General features: G+C 65.7%; 17 protein-coding genes. 9 read left to right on the plus strand and 8 right to left on the minus strand.

The genetic code is table 11. From position 1 onward, the window contains the following. The first annotated feature begins 15 nt into the window (after positions 1-15). The 6 genes from AXW83_RS13020 (at position 16) to rpiB (ending at position 4,372) form a co-directional block, all read left to right on the plus strand. A complete protein-coding gene (locus tag AXW83_RS13020) occupies positions 16-909 on the plus strand; it encodes an NAD(P)-dependent oxidoreductase (RefSeq protein WP_066614118.1) in 894 nt (297 codons plus the stop codon). A 16-nt stretch (positions 910-925) separates the two neighbouring features. Further along, positions 926-1,609, plus strand: a complete 684-nt coding sequence (locus tag AXW83_RS13025) for an amino acid ABC transporter permease (protein ID WP_066614120.1) — start codon at positions 926-928, stop codon at positions 1,607-1,609. A 7-nt stretch (positions 1,610-1,616) separates the two neighbouring features. Continuing rightward, the gene (locus tag AXW83_RS13030; protein WP_066614122.1) at positions 1,617-2,285 is read left to right on the plus strand and encodes an amino acid ABC transporter permease; all 669 of its coding nucleotides are present in this window, start codon (positions 1,617-1,619) and stop codon (positions 2,283-2,285) included. A gap of 16 nt (positions 2,286-2,301) precedes the next feature. Then, positions 2,302-3,039 carry an amino acid ABC transporter ATP-binding protein gene (locus tag AXW83_RS13035; RefSeq protein ID WP_066614124.1) on the plus strand — a complete coding sequence of 246 codons (738 nt, stop codon included), beginning with the start codon at positions 2,302-2,304 and terminating at the stop codon, positions 3,037-3,039. 27 nt (positions 3,040-3,066) lie between these two features. Then, complete coding sequence (locus AXW83_RS13040) at positions 3,067-3,858, plus strand: transporter substrate-binding domain-containing protein (RefSeq protein WP_066614126.1); 792 nt, start codon at positions 3,067-3,069, stop codon at positions 3,856-3,858. Between the two features lie 67 nt (positions 3,859-3,925). Then, positions 3,926-4,372 (plus strand): ribose 5-phosphate isomerase B, encoded by a 447-nt coding sequence (rpiB, locus tag AXW83_RS13045; RefSeq protein ID WP_066614128.1) that lies wholly within the window; start codon positions 3,926-3,928, stop codon positions 4,370-4,372. A gap of 175 nt (positions 4,373-4,547) precedes the next feature. Here the strand turns inward: rpiB and terL are convergent, their stop codons facing one another. The 8 genes from terL to AXW83_RS13085 all read right to left on the minus strand — a co-directional run bounded on the left by terL (position 4,548) and on the right by AXW83_RS13085 (position 13,367). Then, positions 4,548-6,047: a phage terminase large subunit gene (gene terL, locus AXW83_RS13050; protein ID WP_168166093.1), complete on the minus strand. Its 1,500-nt coding sequence runs from the start codon at positions 6,045-6,047 to the stop codon at positions 4,548-4,550. Continuing rightward, complete coding sequence (locus AXW83_RS13055; RefSeq protein ID WP_066614132.1) at positions 6,007-6,489, minus strand: DUF5681 domain-containing protein; 483 nt, start codon at positions 6,487-6,489, stop codon at positions 6,007-6,009. The genes terL and AXW83_RS13055 overlap by 41 nt, the downstream gene beginning before the upstream one ends. An 11-nt stretch (positions 6,490-6,500) precedes the next feature. Continuing rightward, positions 6,501-7,991 carry a site-specific DNA-methyltransferase gene (locus AXW83_RS13060; RefSeq protein ID WP_082767106.1) on the minus strand — a complete coding sequence of 497 codons (1,491 nt, stop codon included), beginning with the start codon at positions 7,989-7,991 and terminating at the stop codon, positions 6,501-6,503. A 543-nt stretch (positions 7,992-8,534) separates the two neighbouring features. Continuing rightward, positions 8,535-9,005, minus strand: a complete 471-nt coding sequence (locus AXW83_RS26550) for a DUF2924 domain-containing protein (protein WP_168166094.1) — start codon at positions 9,003-9,005, stop codon at positions 8,535-8,537. After that, positions 8,914-9,372 carry a DUF3489 domain-containing protein gene (locus AXW83_RS13065; RefSeq protein ID WP_066614136.1) on the minus strand — a complete coding sequence of 153 codons (459 nt, stop codon included), beginning with the start codon at positions 9,370-9,372 and terminating at the stop codon, positions 8,914-8,916. The genes AXW83_RS26550 and AXW83_RS13065 overlap by 92 nt, the downstream gene beginning before the upstream one ends. A 331-nt stretch (positions 9,373-9,703) precedes the next feature. After that, positions 9,704-11,194 carry an aldo/keto reductase gene (locus AXW83_RS13075; RefSeq protein WP_066614140.1) on the minus strand — a complete coding sequence of 497 codons (1,491 nt, stop codon included), beginning with the start codon at positions 11,192-11,194 and terminating at the stop codon, positions 9,704-9,706. A 110-nt stretch (positions 11,195-11,304) separates the two neighbouring features. Further along, positions 11,305-12,297, minus strand: coding sequence for an ABC transporter ATP-binding protein (locus AXW83_RS13080; protein ID WP_066614143.1), 993 nt, complete (start codon positions 12,295-12,297; stop codon positions 11,305-11,307). Continuing rightward, positions 12,294-13,367 carry an ABC transporter ATP-binding protein gene (locus AXW83_RS13085; protein ID WP_082767108.1) on the minus strand — a complete coding sequence of 358 codons (1,074 nt, stop codon included), beginning with the start codon at positions 13,365-13,367 and terminating at the stop codon, positions 12,294-12,296. The genes AXW83_RS13080 and AXW83_RS13085 overlap by 4 nt, the downstream gene beginning before the upstream one ends. Before the next feature lie 126 nt (positions 13,368-13,493). Between AXW83_RS13085 and AXW83_RS13090 the strand changes: the two genes are divergently transcribed. From AXW83_RS13090 to AXW83_RS13100, 3 genes are read left to right on the plus strand one after another with little or no spacing between them, the layout of a single operon-like run. Beyond that, entirely contained in the window at positions 13,494-15,092 is a 1,599-nt protein-coding gene (locus tag AXW83_RS13090) for an ABC transporter substrate-binding protein (RefSeq protein ID WP_066614145.1), read from the plus strand. Between the two features lie 49 nt (positions 15,093-15,141). Continuing rightward, on the plus strand, positions 15,142-16,128 hold the full coding sequence (locus AXW83_RS13095) for an ABC transporter permease (protein ID WP_066614147.1): 987 nt from the start codon (positions 15,142-15,144) through the stop codon (positions 16,126-16,128). Next, on the plus strand, positions 16,128-17,060 hold the full coding sequence (locus AXW83_RS13100; RefSeq protein WP_082767109.1) for an ABC transporter permease: 933 nt from the start codon (positions 16,128-16,130) through the stop codon (positions 17,058-17,060). The genes AXW83_RS13095 and AXW83_RS13100 overlap by 1 nt, the downstream gene beginning before the upstream one ends. Positions 17,061-17,075 lie beyond the last annotated feature (15 nt).

Here is a 17,075-nt window from a genome sequence, read left to right on the forward strand (position 1 = left end):
AAAAGAGAAAAGACCATGGGACGAGATGACAAGGGACGCGTCGGCTTCATCGGGCTCGGCACGATGGGGCGCCAGATGGCGCGCAATCTGATCGAGGCGGGATACGCCGTCACGGCGTTCGACGTCGTCGGCAGCGCTGTCGATGCGGCTGTGGCCGCAGGCGCGACCGCAGCGACGAACCCAGCTGAGGCAGCCGAGGGCGCCGACATCGCCATCACCATGCTGCCCGACACGCCGCAGGTCGAAGAGGTCATCTATGGCGAGCAGGGGCTGCTGGCATTTCCGCCCGCCGGGCGGCTCATCGTCGACATGAGCACGATCTCGCCAGTCGCGGTCCGCCGCATCCATGCCGACCTCAAGGCGGCAGGCACCGATTTCGTCGACGCGCCGGTGTCCGGCGGGCCGCTTGGTGCCAAGAACGCGGCGCTCTCTATCATGGCCGGCGGGGAGCCGGAGGCCTTCGCTCGCGCCGAACCCTATTTCAGGGCCATGGGGACGACGATCACCCATGTCGGCGCGGCAGGGGCCGGTCAGGCGGTCAAGCTCTGCAACCAGTTGATCTGCGGCATCAACATCCAGGCAATCTGCGAGGCGATGGCGCTCGGGCGCGCCTCCGGCGTCGATCTCGAGCAGTTGCGCAACGTCCTGCTCGGCGGCTCGGCTGCATCCTGGATGCTGGACAAGCTGGGGCCCGCCATGATCGCGGGCGACGTCGGCGCCGGTTTCCGGATCGATCTAATGCTGAAGGATCTTCGGCTCGTGCAGGAGCAGGCCCAGGCCTTGTCCGTGCCCTTGCCGGGGACGGCGCTGGTAACCAGCCAGTACATCGAGGCGCGTGCCCATGGCGAGGGGGCGAATGGCAACCAGGCGCTGTTTCGCGTCTATGACCGCATGACGAACCGGGCCTGACGGCGGAGCCGCTGAGATGGGCCTCAATCTTGACTTCTCCGTCGTCATCGAGCGCTGGCCGCTGTTCCGCGACGGCGCGATCATGACGCTGCAGCTGGCCTTTCTGGCGATCGTGTCGGGTGGGGTCATCGGCACGCTTTGCGCGGTCGGCCGCAACAGCCGCAGCCGCCTCATTACCAGCCTTTGTACCGTCTATGTCGAGGCGATCCGCAACACGCCGCTGCTGGTGCAGATCTTCCTGGTCTATTTCGGCCTCGCCAGCGTCGGTTTTAAATTCTCGGCCTTCTCGGTCGCAGCCACCGCGCTCGCCATCAATGTCGGAGCCTATACGGCGGAGATCATGCGTGCGGGGTTCGAATCGATCCCGACGGGACAGATCGAGGCAGCGGAGGGCCTGGCCCTGTCGCGCTTCCAGATCTACTGGCACGTCATCCTGCTGCCGGCTGCCGAGAAGGTCTATCCGGCGCTGACGAGCCAGTTCGTGCTGCTGATGCTGGCCTCCTCCGTCACCTCCCAGATCTCGGCCGAGGAGCTGACGGCGGTGGCCAACTACGTGCAGTCGGACACCTACCGAGCTTTCGAAACCTACATCCTGGTCGCGCTCGTCTATGTCGTGCTGTCGCTTGTGTTGAGGGCCTGCTTCTGGGCGCTGGGCCTTGCCCTGTTCCCGCGGCGCCGGCGCCTCGGCACGGCTTTGTGAGGCGGCGATGGGTGGATCTCTCAATGCCAATCACCTGCTGTTTCTCGGCCATGGCGCGCTGTGGACGATCGGGCTGTCCGCCATGGCGCTGATCGGCGGCGGGCTGCTGGGCTTCCTGATCGCGCTCGCTCGCGTCTCGCCGAGCCGCGCGATCCGGCTCGCCAGCGGGGCCTATGTCCAACTCATCCAGGGCATGCCGCTCCTGGTGATCATGTTCCTCGGCTATTTCGGCCTTGCCGCGCTGGGCTTCTCGATCTCGGCCCTGATGGCGGCAGGCGCCTCGCTGACGATCTATGTCGGCGCCTATTTCGGCGAGATCTGGCGCGGCTGCATCCAGTCCGTCCCCAAACCGCAATGGGAGGCGGCGGAGGGCCTGGGCCTCAGCCGGACCCAGAGGATGCTCAAGGTCATCCTGCCGCAGGCCATGCGCATCGCGACGCCGCCGACCGTCGGCTTCATGGTGCAGATCATCAAGAACACCTCGCTGGCCTCGGTGGTGGGCTTCGTCGAACTCGCCCGTTCCGGCCAGATCATCAACAACTCGCTGTTCGAGCCCTTCCTGATCTACGCGATCATCGCGGTAATCTATTTCGCCCTCTGTTTCCCGATCTCGCTCCTCAGCCGTCGCCTCGAGCGCCGTATGGGCGATGGTCGCACGAAACTCATACCGGCTTGACGAGGCAGATGACGCCATGACGCAGGATCGCCCAGTGGTCTCCCTGAAGGACGTTCACAAGAGCTTCGGCTCCCTGAAAGTGCTGAACGGCGTCGAATTTTCGGTCGAGCGCGGCGACGTGCTTGTCCTGATCGGTCGCTCCGGCTCGGGCAAGAGCACCGCTCTGCGCTGCATCGACCGGTTCGAGACGATCGACCGCGGCGAGATCGAGGTCTGCGGGCACCGGGTCGATGCGCCCGATGTCGATCTGCGCGCGCTGCGGCAGGACGTCGGCATCGTCTTCCAGAGCTACAATCTGTTCCCCCATCTCACCATTGAGCAGAACATCACGCTGGCACCGGTCTCGGTGAAGCGGATAGCGAAGGCCGAGGCCCGCGAACGCGCCGCGGCGGTCCTGGCGCAGGTCGGGCTCGCGGAGAAGCTTCATTCCTATCCCGAGCAGCTTTCCGGCGGCCAGCAGCAGCGAGCGGCGATCGCCCGTTCGCTGGCCATGCAGCCCAAGGTGATGCTGTTCGACGAGGTGACCTCGGCGCTCGATCCGGAACTGACCGGTGAAGTGCTCCGGGTCATCGAGGCCCTCGCTGCGGACGGCATGACCATGGTGATGGTCACGCACGAGATGGGATTTGCCAAAGGCATCGCCGACAAGGTGGTGTTCATGCATGCCGGCCGGGTTCACGAGACGGGAACAGCCTCGATCCTTGCCGCACCGGCGACGCCGGAACTCGCCCAGTTCGTCGGAACGGGCTTCTAGACCAACAAAAACACGGGAGATCCAAGGATGACACGCAATACGCTCACCACCACGCTGGTCGCAGCAGGTCTGGCCATGCTGTCCTGTCAGGCAGCCAGGGCCGACCTGCTCGACGACATCATGAAGGCCAAGAAGATCCGAATCGCGACCGATCTCGCGATCCCGCCCTCGGGCATGATCGATGGCGCGATGAAGCCAACCGGCTCGGATGTCGAGACGGCCGAACTGCTCGCCAAGGATTGGGGCCTCCAGCTCGAATTCGTGCAGACAACCGGCGCGACCCGCATCCCCAACGTGCAGACCAACAAGGCCGACATCATCATCTCGACGCTGTCGGTGACGCCCGAGCGCGCCAAGGTGGTCGATTTTTCGAAGCCATATGCCGCGCTGCAATCCGTCGTCGGCTGCCTGAAATCGGAACAGGTCAAGAGCTGGGAGGATCTCAAGGGCAAGACGATCGGCGTCTCCCGCGGCACCACCCAGGACACGACGCTCACCAACATGAAGGAGCGCGACCTCAAGCTCTCCCGCTACGACGACGACGCGACGATGGTCACGGCGGCGATCTCTGGCCAGGCTGATTGCGTCGCGACATCGGCGACGATCGTCAGCCAGATCGGCGTTAAGGCCCCCGCCCGCGTCTTCGAGCCGAAGGTCCCGATCACCAATTTCGATCTCGCCATCGGCATCAAGAAGGGCGAGCCGAAACTGCTCGAGAAGCTCGACGCCTGGGTTCAGGAGAACCTCAAGAACGGCAAGCTCAACGCGATCTACAAGAAATTCCACGGCACCGAGCTGCCGGAGAACATGCGGAGCTGACCCCACGACCTGCCGGCGGCGCGTCCTCATGCCCGCCGGCACCCTCCCCGGAAAAAAGGATAGTGCAATGCGCCTTGTCATCGGTTCGGACCACGCCGGCTGGTCCCTAAAGAAACATGTCATCGAGCATATCAAGACGCTCGGGCACCAGGTCGTCGATATCGGCTCCTTTGACGACAAGCCGGTCGACTTCCCCGACATTGCGCGCGAGGTCGCGCGCAAGGTGACCTCGGGCGAGGTCGAGCGCGGCATCATGGTCTGCGGCACCGGCGTCGGCGCCTCGATCGCTGCCAACAAGATGAAGGGCATCCGCGCCGCCGTCTGCCACGACGTCCATTCGGCCCATCAGAGCGTGGAGCATGACGACGTGAACGTCATGTGCGTCGGCGCGCAGATCATCGGCCCGTGGCTGGCGAGCGACCTGATCGCCTCGTTCCTAGCGGCCGAATTCTCGACGGATGTCGATATGCGCCGCCGCGTCGAGAAACTGCACGCAATGGACGCCGAGGGCTGAAGGAAGCGGGACGCGACATAAGGCTCCACCCGGCGAAATCCGCTTGGTGATCTTCGCTCATCCGCTGCCGGCTAATCGATCCCATAAACAAGCGCCTTGCTGTCGGGAGCATTCCTGAGGCGACGCGGCACGGATGTCGTCGAATGGGCCTACGGGTTACTTGCAGCCTGTCCAATCATGGCGTGCGCGCCACCCGCGTATATCCAGCGGGCCTGGGCACGCTCTGGGGCCGCTGTCGCGGCACCTCGGCAGCGTGCAGCGGGTGCATGCGCCCAGCGAGATAGCTAAGTGCCTGACTGGTGGAGTCGACCTGGTCGTCGTGGCGTCCATTGGGGAACGCGAGCAGTTCGTTGAGCCAGGCGGCGAGCCAAGGCGCCTCTTCGGGCACGTGAACCTGGCCGGATTCAAAACGGGCCGACTGCATGATGAAGCGTGTCTGCTTGTCGTACCTCGGCTTGATCAGGATGGGACGGCATTCTCGCAACCGCCGCAGATCCTGCGAGATTGCGCGGCCGATATCGGTGTCTTCTATCACGGTCTGATCGGCTTTCCAGGCTTTCGACAGGCGAACGATTTCTCGCTTGAGGTCGGGCACTTCGAGACGCTCGCGCACGAGATCGAGCAGGTAGAAGTCGAGCCCCTTTGCACCCCAGACGGTGCCGACGGAGTAGTCCGCCGTGTCCGACAGCGTCGAGGCGGTATCCCAGCTGGCCACGGTGAAGTCGAAGGATTTGGGTGGTTGGGTGTAGGTGCGCAGCCACTGCCGCTTGACGATGTTTCCTTCGGGCGGGATCGGGGCCTGCTGATACTGCGCTGAGAAGGTGAGTGACCCCTGCGACCGCCGCATCTGCTCCAGCACGGTCGAAGGTTCGCGCGCCGCGTGGAGGACCTCGCCGGCGGGCCTGGCATAGACGTGCCCCGACCCGTCGCTGAGCTGGTAGGTCTTGGCTTCCGTCGCGATCGCGGGGATCGAGACAACCTCCCAGTCGTCCCGGCCAACGACATGGCCCGTGAGGTCGTCTTCATGCAGACGCTGCATGATGATGACGATCGCACCGGTGCGCTTGTCGTTGAGCCGGGTCTGGAGCGTGTTGTCGAAGGCCTCGTTGACCCGCCGCCGCTCCTTTTCCGACATCGCATCGGTCGCCTTGATCGGGTCATCGATGATCATGATGTCCGCCCCACGACCCAGGATCGAGCCGTTGATACCAGAAGCGAGGCGATAGCCCTGCTGTGTCGTGATCAGTTCCAAGTTGGGCGGGCGCTTCGCAGCCAGCCGCATTTTCGGATACGTCTTCTTGTACCAGGGGCTGCAAAGCACCGTGCGCGTGTCGATCGAGAGTTTGCGCGCGAGGTCCTCGGCGTAGGACACGCAGATGATGCGTTTGGTGGGATCCTGACCCATCAGCCAGGCCGGGAAGCCGACCGACACGGTGATCGACTTCATCGACCGCGGCGGGACATTGATGATCAGACGGTGCAGGTCGCCACGCGCGACCCGCATCAGCTGCCAGCACAGGTGCTCGATGTGCCAGTTGTGCAGGTAGGGTGTGCCCGGTTCGAGCGTCTCAATCACCTTCCGGCTGAAGATGGTCAGGTCCTGACGCAGGAACGCCCGCAACTGAGTGGCGCGATCAGTCATGATCGTGCCCTTCATCCTGCTGGGCGTGATCACGAGACTGGCCCATCCGCGCAAAACCATGCTCCAGCAGGACCAGGTCGTTCTCCGGCAGTTCCTCGACCTGCTCGACGTCGGCGTCAACGTATCCCTTGTAGCGCTCAAACAGACGCTCGATAGCGCGCCAGTCTCCCCGCAAACCCTCCTGGATGTAGCAGTGCATGAGAGCCTCTAACGTCGGCGCTGTCCGCTTTCTGCCGTGCTGAGTGATTTCCATGGAGGCCTCGAGTGCCTCGCAAAACATGGTCTTGAGATTGAGGCTGCCCTTCTTGCGGCCACCGGGATTGCCGGACTGCCCCTTCGTGAACCGGGAGGCCTTGGGCGGCTTGCCGCGACCGACCTCATAGTCGGTCGCGGCAGTCGTCTTCAGGATCTTGGAGATCTTCGGGATTTTCAGGATTTTGGAGGTCTTGGGGGCCTTGGGGATCGTGCGGGTCATGGCATGTCACCTCACGCAACCTGCCGCGAGCGGTGGCGCACCGTGAAGGCGGGCGGGGCGTCCGTCCTCGTCGGGGGCGCGACCTGCCGGCGCCTGAGATCGGCCATCTCGGCGAAGCTCAAGCCGGTGGTGGCGTGGCGGGCGCAGCCGCCCGACCAAACCTCCCAGCGGCGCACAGCGACATCGACATAGCCCCGATCGAGCTCGATGACGTGCGCCCACCGTCCGATCTTGGCGCAGGCGATGATCGTCGTGCCCGAGCCCGAGAAGCTGTCGAGAACGATGTCGTTGCGGTGGGTGACGTCGCGAACCGCGTCCGCGATCATCGCGACGTTCTTGGGCGTCGGATGGAGTTTGAGCTCCTTGCGCAGGCTCGGCGCTCCCGGATAGTCCCAGACATTCGTGCGGTTCCGACCGAAGCGACCGAGCTGGACATTGTTGACGCCCGACTGCCGCGGGTCCTTGAACACGAAGACGAGTTCGTGCTGCGAGCGGTAGAACGAGCCCATCGCGCCCGCCCCCTTGTTCCAGACGCAAAGGTTCTTCAACTCTAGGCCAGCCCCCTCCCCGGCTGCGAGCATCTCGGCCATGTGGCGCCAGTCCATGAAGCAGTACTGATACCCGCCCGGCACCAGGAAGGCCGTGCTCGCGGTCAGGAAGGCGATCAGGAACGGCAGGAAGTTTGCCCCGAGTTCGCCCGAGCCCATCACGAACTCGCGGTGCTTGCCGGACTTGGCGACGTTCCCCGAGATCGCGACGTCGTAGGGGGCGTCCTGGATGGCCATCGCGGCGCGCTTGTCACCGAGCAGCGCCTCATAGACCGCCGGGTCACGCGCATCGCCGCAGATCAAACGGTGCTCATCGAGCAGCCAGATATCGCCGAGCTGGCTGACCGGGTTCTTGGGCACCTCAGCCGGCATGGCCTCATCCGCCGCGTCTTCGCCACCCACCAAAGCGACCTGGACCAGCTGATCGATCTCGGGCATGCCAAAGCCGGTGACAACGAGATCCAGATCCAGCTCCAAGGTGTGCTGGATCTCGATCAGTTCGCCGAACTCCAGACCGAGCTGCTTCTTGTCCCACTTCGATTTCTCAGCCAGCCGGCCCAGCGCGATGCGCAAGAGGCGCTTCTGCGCGTCATCGAGGTGGCTGATCCGCACCACCGGCAACGTCTTGTAGTTCAGCGCGCGAGCCGCCTTGTACAGCCCGCTGCCGCCGATGATCTCGCCGTCGGCATCGATCACGAGCGGCTGAACCACGCCGAGCGTCTTCATCGAGCTCTTCAGCTCGTCGATGTAGGCGGGCGAGTGGTCACGCAAGGCGCGCTTGTAGAGTTTGAGGCTCCCGATCGGGACGTGCTCGATCGCGAGGTTCATATCGTGGAAGATCGCCTCGACCGTCTTAGCCGCCTCGGCGGCCTTCATCGAGTCCTGACGCGGCGCAGACGCGCAGCGGGCTTTCTTCGTCGAGATGCGGGGTTTACGACGGGGGTTGTCACTCATAACGCTGGTCCTTCAGAGCAAGGGTCAGCCCACGCACCGAGGAAATCCCGGCGACGTTCACCGCGATACGCGGTGGTTCGGCCCGATTGGGCCGAGGGCTGTCTTTCGAATGCTCCCGAAGGAATCTGCCGTTAGACGGGATGACAGATAGGGAATGCGTGAGAGACGCGCAAGTACCTGATAATAAATGACAAAAGGAGAGTACTTTCCTTGTTTCGGGCGAGTCAGGTCAGCAGGTCCTGCTTCCAACCACGTTTTCCCTGCAGACTTCCCTCAGAGCAGTGAAGCTGGACGCCAGCCGCCATGGCGAATTGGCCCAGACCGGTTGCCCGGTGACTGCGTCGTCAGCCACGCATCATGCCTGAACCAGAGATTTGGACGCCTGAGCAATTCCTGCGACGGTGTCGTGGGTCAGCGGGCGGGGTCGGTCTGCGCGCCGATCAGGCTGGCGGATCCGCCAAATCTGGCCGATTCTCCCGGCCCGGTCTGGGCCCCCCTCTTTTGAAAGTCCGCTGGGATTGGGCGCAGACCGGTTCGCAGCAGCTATCCACCAGACCGGTTCGACTTCGTCGCGGGAGACAAAAAAAGCCCGCCGGCGAGCGGCGGGCTGATCGGATGTTGCGACTGGCTGTCAGTGCACGAGGATGCGGTGGGTCGCCCAGTCATGCGGAGGAAACCACCAGGCACGATCACGACCTCATGGCTGACGCCGTCGTGCTCGCGCACCAGCACCGATCCGGTCTTGATGCGCCGCCGGGTCACGTGGCCCCGTGCAAGCCTGGCCAAGTGACGTGCCAATTCGTCATCGAGCTTGCCGAACTGCTGCTCCTGCAGGCGGTGGGCGACCAGCCGTCCGATCAGATCGCGTGACAGGCAGGCGGGAGCCGCTCTCCGATAAAGCCGGCGAAAGCGTGCCCGCAGCTCATCGAAGCTGAGCGTCATCAGGCCAGCCACCTCGTCGACCAGGTTCCGGACGACGGGCTTGGGACCACGCTTGCGCGACACCGTGCTCATCGTACCTGCTCGTCGTGATCTTGTAGATGGACCGTTTGGCGCCATCGGCATCGACGACCTTCTCCATGGCGATCGGATATCCGCGCTTGCGCAGGCCCGTCAGGGCCGCCCGCGTCGTGTGGGGCTGCCAGTCTGTCACTGCGACCAGCTTGGCCAAGGTCACGCCCCCATCAGCCTGAAGCAGGCCCAGCACGATGCCGAGCTTGCTATAGCGCCGGGGCGGTGCGGGCAGGCGGGCCACCTCGGCAGAGGCGACGTCGGCAGGCGTACCCGCAGCCTCGTCCGTCTGTTCAACGGCGACCGGCTCAGGAGCGATCGTCTGGGCTACGGGTGGTGCGCTAATGGTCTTTCGGGTTCGGCGAAACATGGCGGTCTCCTGGCGGTCGCGACAGGGTCATCCCCGTAACCACCGCGACCCCGCCTCGGCGCTAAGCCGGCAGGGTTACCTCAGAAGACCAGCGCGTGATCTCCGCGCCGCCAGCGACACCAATGCGTGCCGTGCCCGTGAAGTCCAGTCGATTGTAGAGGGGGCTGAGAAGCTGCCAGCGAGCGATCGATGCACACCTCGATCCAGCGACGTGGAGCTTCCGGAGTTGGCCCATTGCGATCATTGAGAGCTTCCGGTTTCGGGCGATGCATTTCGGAATTAGCCGAAACGTCGCTTGGCCTATACCGACTAGTGACAGATGTTCAGCGTGTCACCTCCTGTCAGGCAGCGCGGCATCGGCTTCGATCTCAACGCGATAGCCGTCGCCAATCAGTCGCGATACTTCAAGCATGGTGTTGGCTGGGCGGATTTCGCCGAAATAGCGACCATGGACGCGCGAGACGTCTTCCCATTCATCGGCATTGGTGAGGTAGATCCTCGTACGGACCACGTCCTCGAGGCGGCCGCCGAGCGCCTGGATGCTGGCGGCGATCTTATCGAGGATATAGGCCGTCTGCGCGGCGGCATCGCCCGGCGCGACGACCATGCCGCTGCCATGGGTCGCCGTGGTGCCGCTAACCGTGATCTGGTTGCCGACGCGCATGGCGCGACTGTATCCCGCGAGAGGCTCCCAGATGCTGCCGGTGTCGACGCGCCCGGCATCCGGGCGGCCGGGAACCGGCGCGGCGGCGTAGATCTTCGGAAACCCGTCGAGATGATGGCTGAGATCGCCCGACGCGGTCAGGAAGGGCGGCTTTCGGTATTCGTCGCCGCAATCGCCGGGCGGATGGCTGGTCGTGGCAAAGGCGGTGTTCAGCCGCTCGTGATCCTCCTCGTCCAGCGCGAAGTCGAAGAGCTTGAGATTGTCGGCGCGATGCTCGCGCTCGCCCAGCCGCGCACCGACGATCACCGCCGCCACGGTCGGCTGCTCCAGCACCCAGCGGGTCGCGACATTGGCGATCGAGACGCCGTGCTTGCGCGCGATCGCGCCCGCGGCGCCAAGGATCGCCTGCAGCGCCGGCCAGCCGCCGATCTCATCGACGAAGCGCTTGTATTTGGACTTGGACCAGTCGGCGATGTCGGCGGAGGTGGGCTCGGGCTTGTCAAGCCAGCGCTCGGTCAGGAAGCCGCCGCCGAGCGTGCCATAGGCTAGCAGCTTCACCCCGTAGCGCTCGCAGACCGCAGCGAGATTGCCGGCGGCGCGCCGATCGAGGAGCGAGAACGAGACCTGGTTCGAGACGATCGGCAGGCCGTGGCTGAGCAGCAGGCGCAGATGGTCGGCGTTGAAGTTCGTCAGCCCGATATGCCAGAACAGCCCTTCCTCGCGCAGCTGCGCCATCTCGATCAGCGCGTCGAGATAGCCGGGATGCTCGTACATCCACCAGTGGAACTGCATTAGGTCGATGCGGTCGGTCCGCATGCGTTCGCGTGAGTTTCGGATGCCCTCGCGCACGATCTCGGCCGTCATCGGACCAGGCGCTGGGCACCATTTGGTGAAGGCGCGCGGCCGCGGTCCCGGTAGGGAGCCGTCCGCGACCCGCTCGTAGAGTCGGCCGGTGAGGATCTCGGCGGTGCCGTAATGATCGGCCATGTCGAAGGTGTCGAAGCCGGCGGCGGCATAGGCGGCCAGCGCCTCGGCGCCGCGATCCGGATCGATCGGCCCGCTTTCGCGCTCGATGTCGGCCACCTGCCAGAGGCCCATCACGATCCTCGAGATCTCGAGATCGGGGGCGAGGAGAATGCGGTCCGGTACGGTCGGCATGAACGGTCTCTGATGCTCGCGCCCCTGATGATGCTGGAAGATCGGCGGGGCCTGACGATCTACCGTGTCTCACGCCGGGCCGGCGGCCCGCTTCTGCCTGCCGCGTCCGCTCATGCCAGCGCCTCGGCATGATGGCATGCGGCCTCGCGGGCGTCGCCGAGCGAGCGCAGTTCCGGTCGCTCGCTGCGGCAGATGTTGGTCGCCGCCGGGCAGCGCGGATGGAAGCTGCAGCCCGCCGGCGGGTTGGCCGGGTTCGGCACCTCGCCCCGCATGGGCTCGTGTCGCTTGCCAATGGCGCCGGCCGAAGGCGAGGCGGCGATCAGCTGGCGCGTATAGGGATGGGCAGGCGCCGAAAAGAGCTGCTCGCGCGTGGTGTTCTCGACGATCCGGCCGAGATACATCACCGCCACCCGGTCGGCCATGTGGTCGACCACCGCCAGGTTGTGGCTGATGAAGAGATAGGTCAGCCCATGCTCGTCCTGCAGGTCGCGCATCAGGTTGAGGATCTGCGCCTGGATCGAGACGTCGAGCGCCGAGGTCGGCTCGTCGCAGATCACGAAGGCGGGCTTGCTCGCCAGGGCGCGGGCGATGGCGATGCGCTGGCGCTGGCCGCCCGAGAATTCGTGCGGGAACTTCTCCGCATCGGCCGGCGAGAGCCCGACCTCGCGCAGCAGCTGGCCAACGCGCTCGCGCCGTTCCGCCCGCGAGCCAGCGATCCCGAGCGCGACCAGCGGATCGGCGATGGTCCGGCCGACCCGGAGCCGCGGATTAAGGCTGCCGTACGGGTCCTGGAAGATCATCTGCACCTCGCGGCGCAAGCCCGCGCGGCCTTTGGCGACCTCACGCATGTCGGTGTCGCGATAGCGCGCTGCGCCCGAACTCGGCGCCAGCAACCCGGCGATGCAGCGCGCCGCGGTCGACTTGCCGCAGCCGGATTCGCCGACCAGCGCCAGCGTTGCGCCCTTCGGTATCGCGAAGGAGACATCGTCCACCGCCTTCAAGATGCGGCGCGGCGTGCCGGCGAGCTTGCGCGTCAGCCACGAAGGCGAGACGTCGAAATGGCGCGACAGCCGCTCCGCGACCATCAGCTGGGAGGCCGTCATGCCGCCAGCACCCGCGCATCCGTGCGGATGCAGGCGGCTCGATGCGGCCCGTCCGCGTCGAAGGCCGGAACCGCCTGGTTGCACGCCTCGATCACCGTCGGGCAGCGCGGCGCGAAGGCGCAGCCTGGCGGCAGCGCGTCCGGGCGCGGCATGGCGCCGATGATCTGGCGCAGCCGCGGCAGCCGCCGCCCGAGTTCGGGAATAGAATCCATCAGGCCCTGGGTGTATGGGTGGCGCGGGCGGTCGATCACCTCTGCGACCGGCCCGATCTCGACGATGCGCCCGGCATAGAGTACCGCAACCCGGTCCGCCAGGGCCGCGATCACGCCCATATCGTGGGTGATCAGCATGACCGCCGTGCCGCGCCGGGCGCAGAGATCGCGCAGCAATTCAATGACCTGGCCCTGGATCGAGACGTCGAGCGCGGTCGTCGGCTCGTCGGCGATGATCAGGTTCGGCCGGCCGGCCAGCGCCAGAGCGATGACGACGCGCTGGCGCATCCCGCCCGAGAACTCGTGCGGATAGCTGTCGAGCCGCCCGTGCGGGTCCGGAATGCCAACCTGCGCGAGCAGCGAGATGGCCTCTGCGCGGGCAGCCTGGCCTGTCAGGCCGAGATGCTCGCCGATGGTCTCGACGAGCTGGCTGCCGATCGTGAAGACCGGGTTCAGCGCTGTCAGCGGATCTTGGAAGATCGCGCCGATCTCGCGACCGCGCAGCTTGCGCATCGCCTCGCCCTGAAGCCCGTCGATGCGCCGCCCGCGATAGTGGATCTCGCCGCCGGTGATCGCCAGCGGCGAGGCGACGAGCCCGGTCAGCGCTGTGCCGATCATTGACTTGCCGGCGCCGGATTCGCCCACAACCCCGAGAATCTCGCCAGGCTCCATGTCGAAGCTGACGCCGCGCACGAGCTGGACCGGAGCCGCCGAATTCAAGGTGACGACGAGGTCGCGGACGCTGACGAGGGGGATTGGATCGGCGGAGAATGCCGGGGACGCCTCGGGCGCCTGCGCGATCTCGCTCACCGCCGTGCCATCGCTGTCACGATCGATCGGCAGTGGCGCATCAGGCATCGACTCCCGGCAGTTTCGCAACCCATTGCGGCCCCGCACAATAGCTCATGTTTCAAACGTTGCACCGATGATCGAACTGGGCAAAAAAGGAGTCAATCTTGAAAAATCAAGAAGAGGGGCCTCGGCATGAAGCGCTTTCTCCGCATCGCGACCGCCTGCTGTTTGCTGGCGATGACGGTCGCCGCCGCGACCGCGAACACGCTGCGCTATGGCGGCACTACGCCGCCGCTGACGATGGACCCGCACGCGACGAACGACTTCGTTACAGCCTCGCTAGTCCGACAGGTCTATGACAGTCTCGTCGGCCTTTCCAACGCGATGGAACCGGAGCCGGGCATCGCCATGGCCTGGGAGCCGGCGGGCGAGACCATCTGGCGTTTCACCATCCGGCCGGGCGTGACCTTCCATGACGGCGCGCTGTTAACGGCGCAGGACGTCGCCTTCTCGATCATGCGGCAGAAGGAGGCCCCGCTCTACCGGGCGCTCTATGGCGGCATCAAGGAGGCGAAGGTGGTCTCCGACACCAGCGTAGAGGTTGTCTCGCAGCAGCCGGACCCGATCCTGCCGCGCAAAATGGTGCGCCTCTTCGTGATGTCGGCCAAATGGGCCAGGGAGAACAATGTCGAGAAGGTACCGGATCTCGGCGCCGTCGGCACCGAGGCCCATACGTTGCGCCATGCCAATGGCACGGGGCCGATGCGGTTGGTGTCGCATGAGCCCGGCACCCGCACGACTTTCGAGAAGAGCCCTAAATTCTGGGGGAGCTTCCCGGGTAATCTTGAGCGCGCCATTTACACGCCGATCGCGTCGGCGCCGACGCGCGTCTCGGCGCTGCTCTCCAAGGAACTCGACCTCATCACCGACCTCCCGCTGCAGGATGTCGAGCGGGTGCGCTCGACGCCGGACTTTCTGGTCGCCGAGGCGCCGCAGCAGCTCGTGATGCAGCTAGAAATGGACGGCACCCGCGACGTCGCCCTCGACACCTTCGACAAGGCTGGTCAGCCCCTGAAGAGCAACCCGTTCAAGGATTTGCGCGTGCGCCAAGCCTTCGCCCAGGCGGTTGATGCCAGGCTGATCGTCGACCGCATCATGCGCGGCCATGCGGTGGTGGTCGGCACCGCCTCGGCGGCGGGCTTCGGCGGCTACCAGAAGGATCTCGACATCCGCTGGCCGACCGACGCCGCCAAGGCCAAGGCGCTGCTCGCCGAGGCCGGTTATCCCGAAGGCTTCGTGACCCAGCTCAACTGCCCTCTGGCGCGCTATGTCAACACCGAGGAAATCTGCCGCGCTACCGCCAGCATGCTCGCCCGGATCGGCGTCGAGGCCCGAGTCAAAGGCATGCCTTGGCCGGAATTCGCCCGGATGCTGGTCAACGGCCCGAGCTCGTCTTTTCACCTCATCGGCGCCGCCGGCAATTCCGGCGACACCCAGGACACCTTCGTGTCGCTGATGGCGACGCGCAACAAGGAGAAGGGTACCGGTGGCACCAACTGGGCGCTGTGGAGCAATGCCGAGTTCGACACCGTCACGGACGAGTTGGTGCGGACCTTCGACCCGGCCAAGCGCACCGAGCTTTACCGGCGCGGCCTGACCATCGGCAAGGAGCAGGTCCACGCGGTCTATCTGCACCAGGCGATGCTGACCTGGGGCATGCGCAAGAGCGTGGCCGTGGCTCCCCGCGCCGATTCCGCCGTGATGCTCAAGGACGTCGTGGTCAAGCCGTGACGCGCGAGAGGCCTTCGACCGCGGCCCTCCCGACCGGAGCGCTTTCGCGATGATCGCCTTCGTGCTAAGCCGGCTGGGCCACGGGCTGCTCGTGCTGTTCGTGGTCAGCGTGCTCGCCTTCCTGCTCGGCAATGTCGTCGGCGACCCCGTCGCCAGCATCCTTGGGCTTGAGTCGGCTGAATCCGACCGCGCCGCGCTGCGCGAGCGGTTGCGCCTCGATGACCCGCTGGTCCTGCGGTACGTCTATTATCTCGGCGACCTGCTCGGCGGCCGCTTCGGCAATTCCTACGGCGCGCAGCGTCCCATCGCCGACCTGCTCGCCGAGCGCATCCCGGCGACCGTCGAGCTGGCGCTGACGGCGCTGCTGCTCTCGCTCACGCTTGGCGTGCTGCTCGGCGTGCTCGCGGCGGCCTATCCGCAGAACCTGCTGGTGCGCGTCGTCATGACCTCATCGGTCATCGGCGTGTCGGTGCCGACGTTCATCACCGGCATCCTGCTGATCGTCTGCTTCTCGCTGCTGCTTGGCTGGCTGCCATCCTTCGGGCGCGGCGACGTCGTGCAGCTCGGCTTCTGGAGCACGGGGCTGCTGACCGCGTCGGGGCTGAAATCCCTGATCATGCCAGCGGTCAGCCTTGCGCTCGGCCAGGTAGCGCTCGTTGCCAGGCTCACCCGCGCCGAGATGATGGGCGTGTTGCGCACCGATTATATCCGCTTCGCCCGCGCCCGCGGCCTGCCGGAGCGGAGCGTGCATTTCTCGCATGCGCTGCGCAACACGCTGATCCCGATCATCACGGTCAGCGGCATCCAGCTCGGCTATCTCGTCGCCTTCGCGGTGGTGATCGAGCAGGTCTTCCAGTGGCCCGGCATGGGGCTGCTATTCCTGCAGGCCCTGGCCCAGACCGACGTGCCGCTGATCTCGGCCTTCCTGATCGTGACGGGCCTGTTCTTCGTCAGCATCAACCTGGTCGTCGACCTCCTCTATGCCGCCGCCGACCCGCGGCTCAGGATCAAGTCGGTGGCGGAGCGGGCGGGCTGATGAGCGAGATCGTCACCGTGCCCACGGCATCCGTCCCGCCGCGCGGCCCCGGGCTTCTTGCGCGGCTCATGGCCTCGCCGGTCGCCACGCTGGCGGCGCTGGTACTGCTTCTGATCGTGCTCGCCTCATTGTTCGCCCCCTGGCTTGCCCGGAGCAACCCCTACGACCTCGCGGCGCTCGACCTGCTCGACAGCCAGCTGCCGCCGGCCTTCATGCCGGGAGGCGACTCGCGCTTCCTGCTCGGCACCGACAGCCAGGGCGCCGATCTCGCCTCGCTGATCCTTTACGGCGTGCGGATCTCGCTGCTCGTAGGCCTGCTCGCCGTCACCATCTCGGCTAGCGTCGGCACGCTGGCCGGCCTTGTCAGCGGCTATTTCGGCGGCTGGGTCGACAGCATCGTCATGCGCATCGCTGATATCCAGTTCACCTTTCCCGCCATGCTGCTGGCGCTGCTGATCGGCGGCGTCAGCCAGTCGCTGCTGCCGGGTGACAGGCGCGCGGCACTGGCTCTGCCGATCGTCGTTCTCGCGCTCGGCATCTCGCACTGGCCCCATTTCGCCCGCCTCGTGCGCGGCGCCGTGCTGACAGAGCGCCAGAAGGACTATGTCGCCGCCTGCCGGCTGGGCGGGCGCGGCCATGTCTCGATCATGCTGCGCCAGATCCTGCCCAATGTGCTCAACTCGGTCTTCGTGCTCGCGACCCTCGACATCGCCTTCGCGATCATGGCCGAGGCAACGCTGTCCTTCCTTAGCTTCGGCCTGCCGCCAACGCAGCCCTCGCTCGGCACTCTGATCCGCACCGGATACGGCTTCCTCTTCTCGGGCGAATGGCATCTCGTCATCTTCCCGGCACTGACGCTGGTCCTGCTGCTGGTCTCGATCAACATCGTCGGCGACCGGCTGCGCGACAGCCTCGACCCCAAGCTTCGCTGAACGCCCCGGAGACGC

It is taken from the genome of Bosea sp. PAMC 26642 (assembly GCF_001562255.1).
Lineage (GTDB): Bacteria > Pseudomonadota > Alphaproteobacteria > Rhizobiales > Beijerinckiaceae > Allobosea.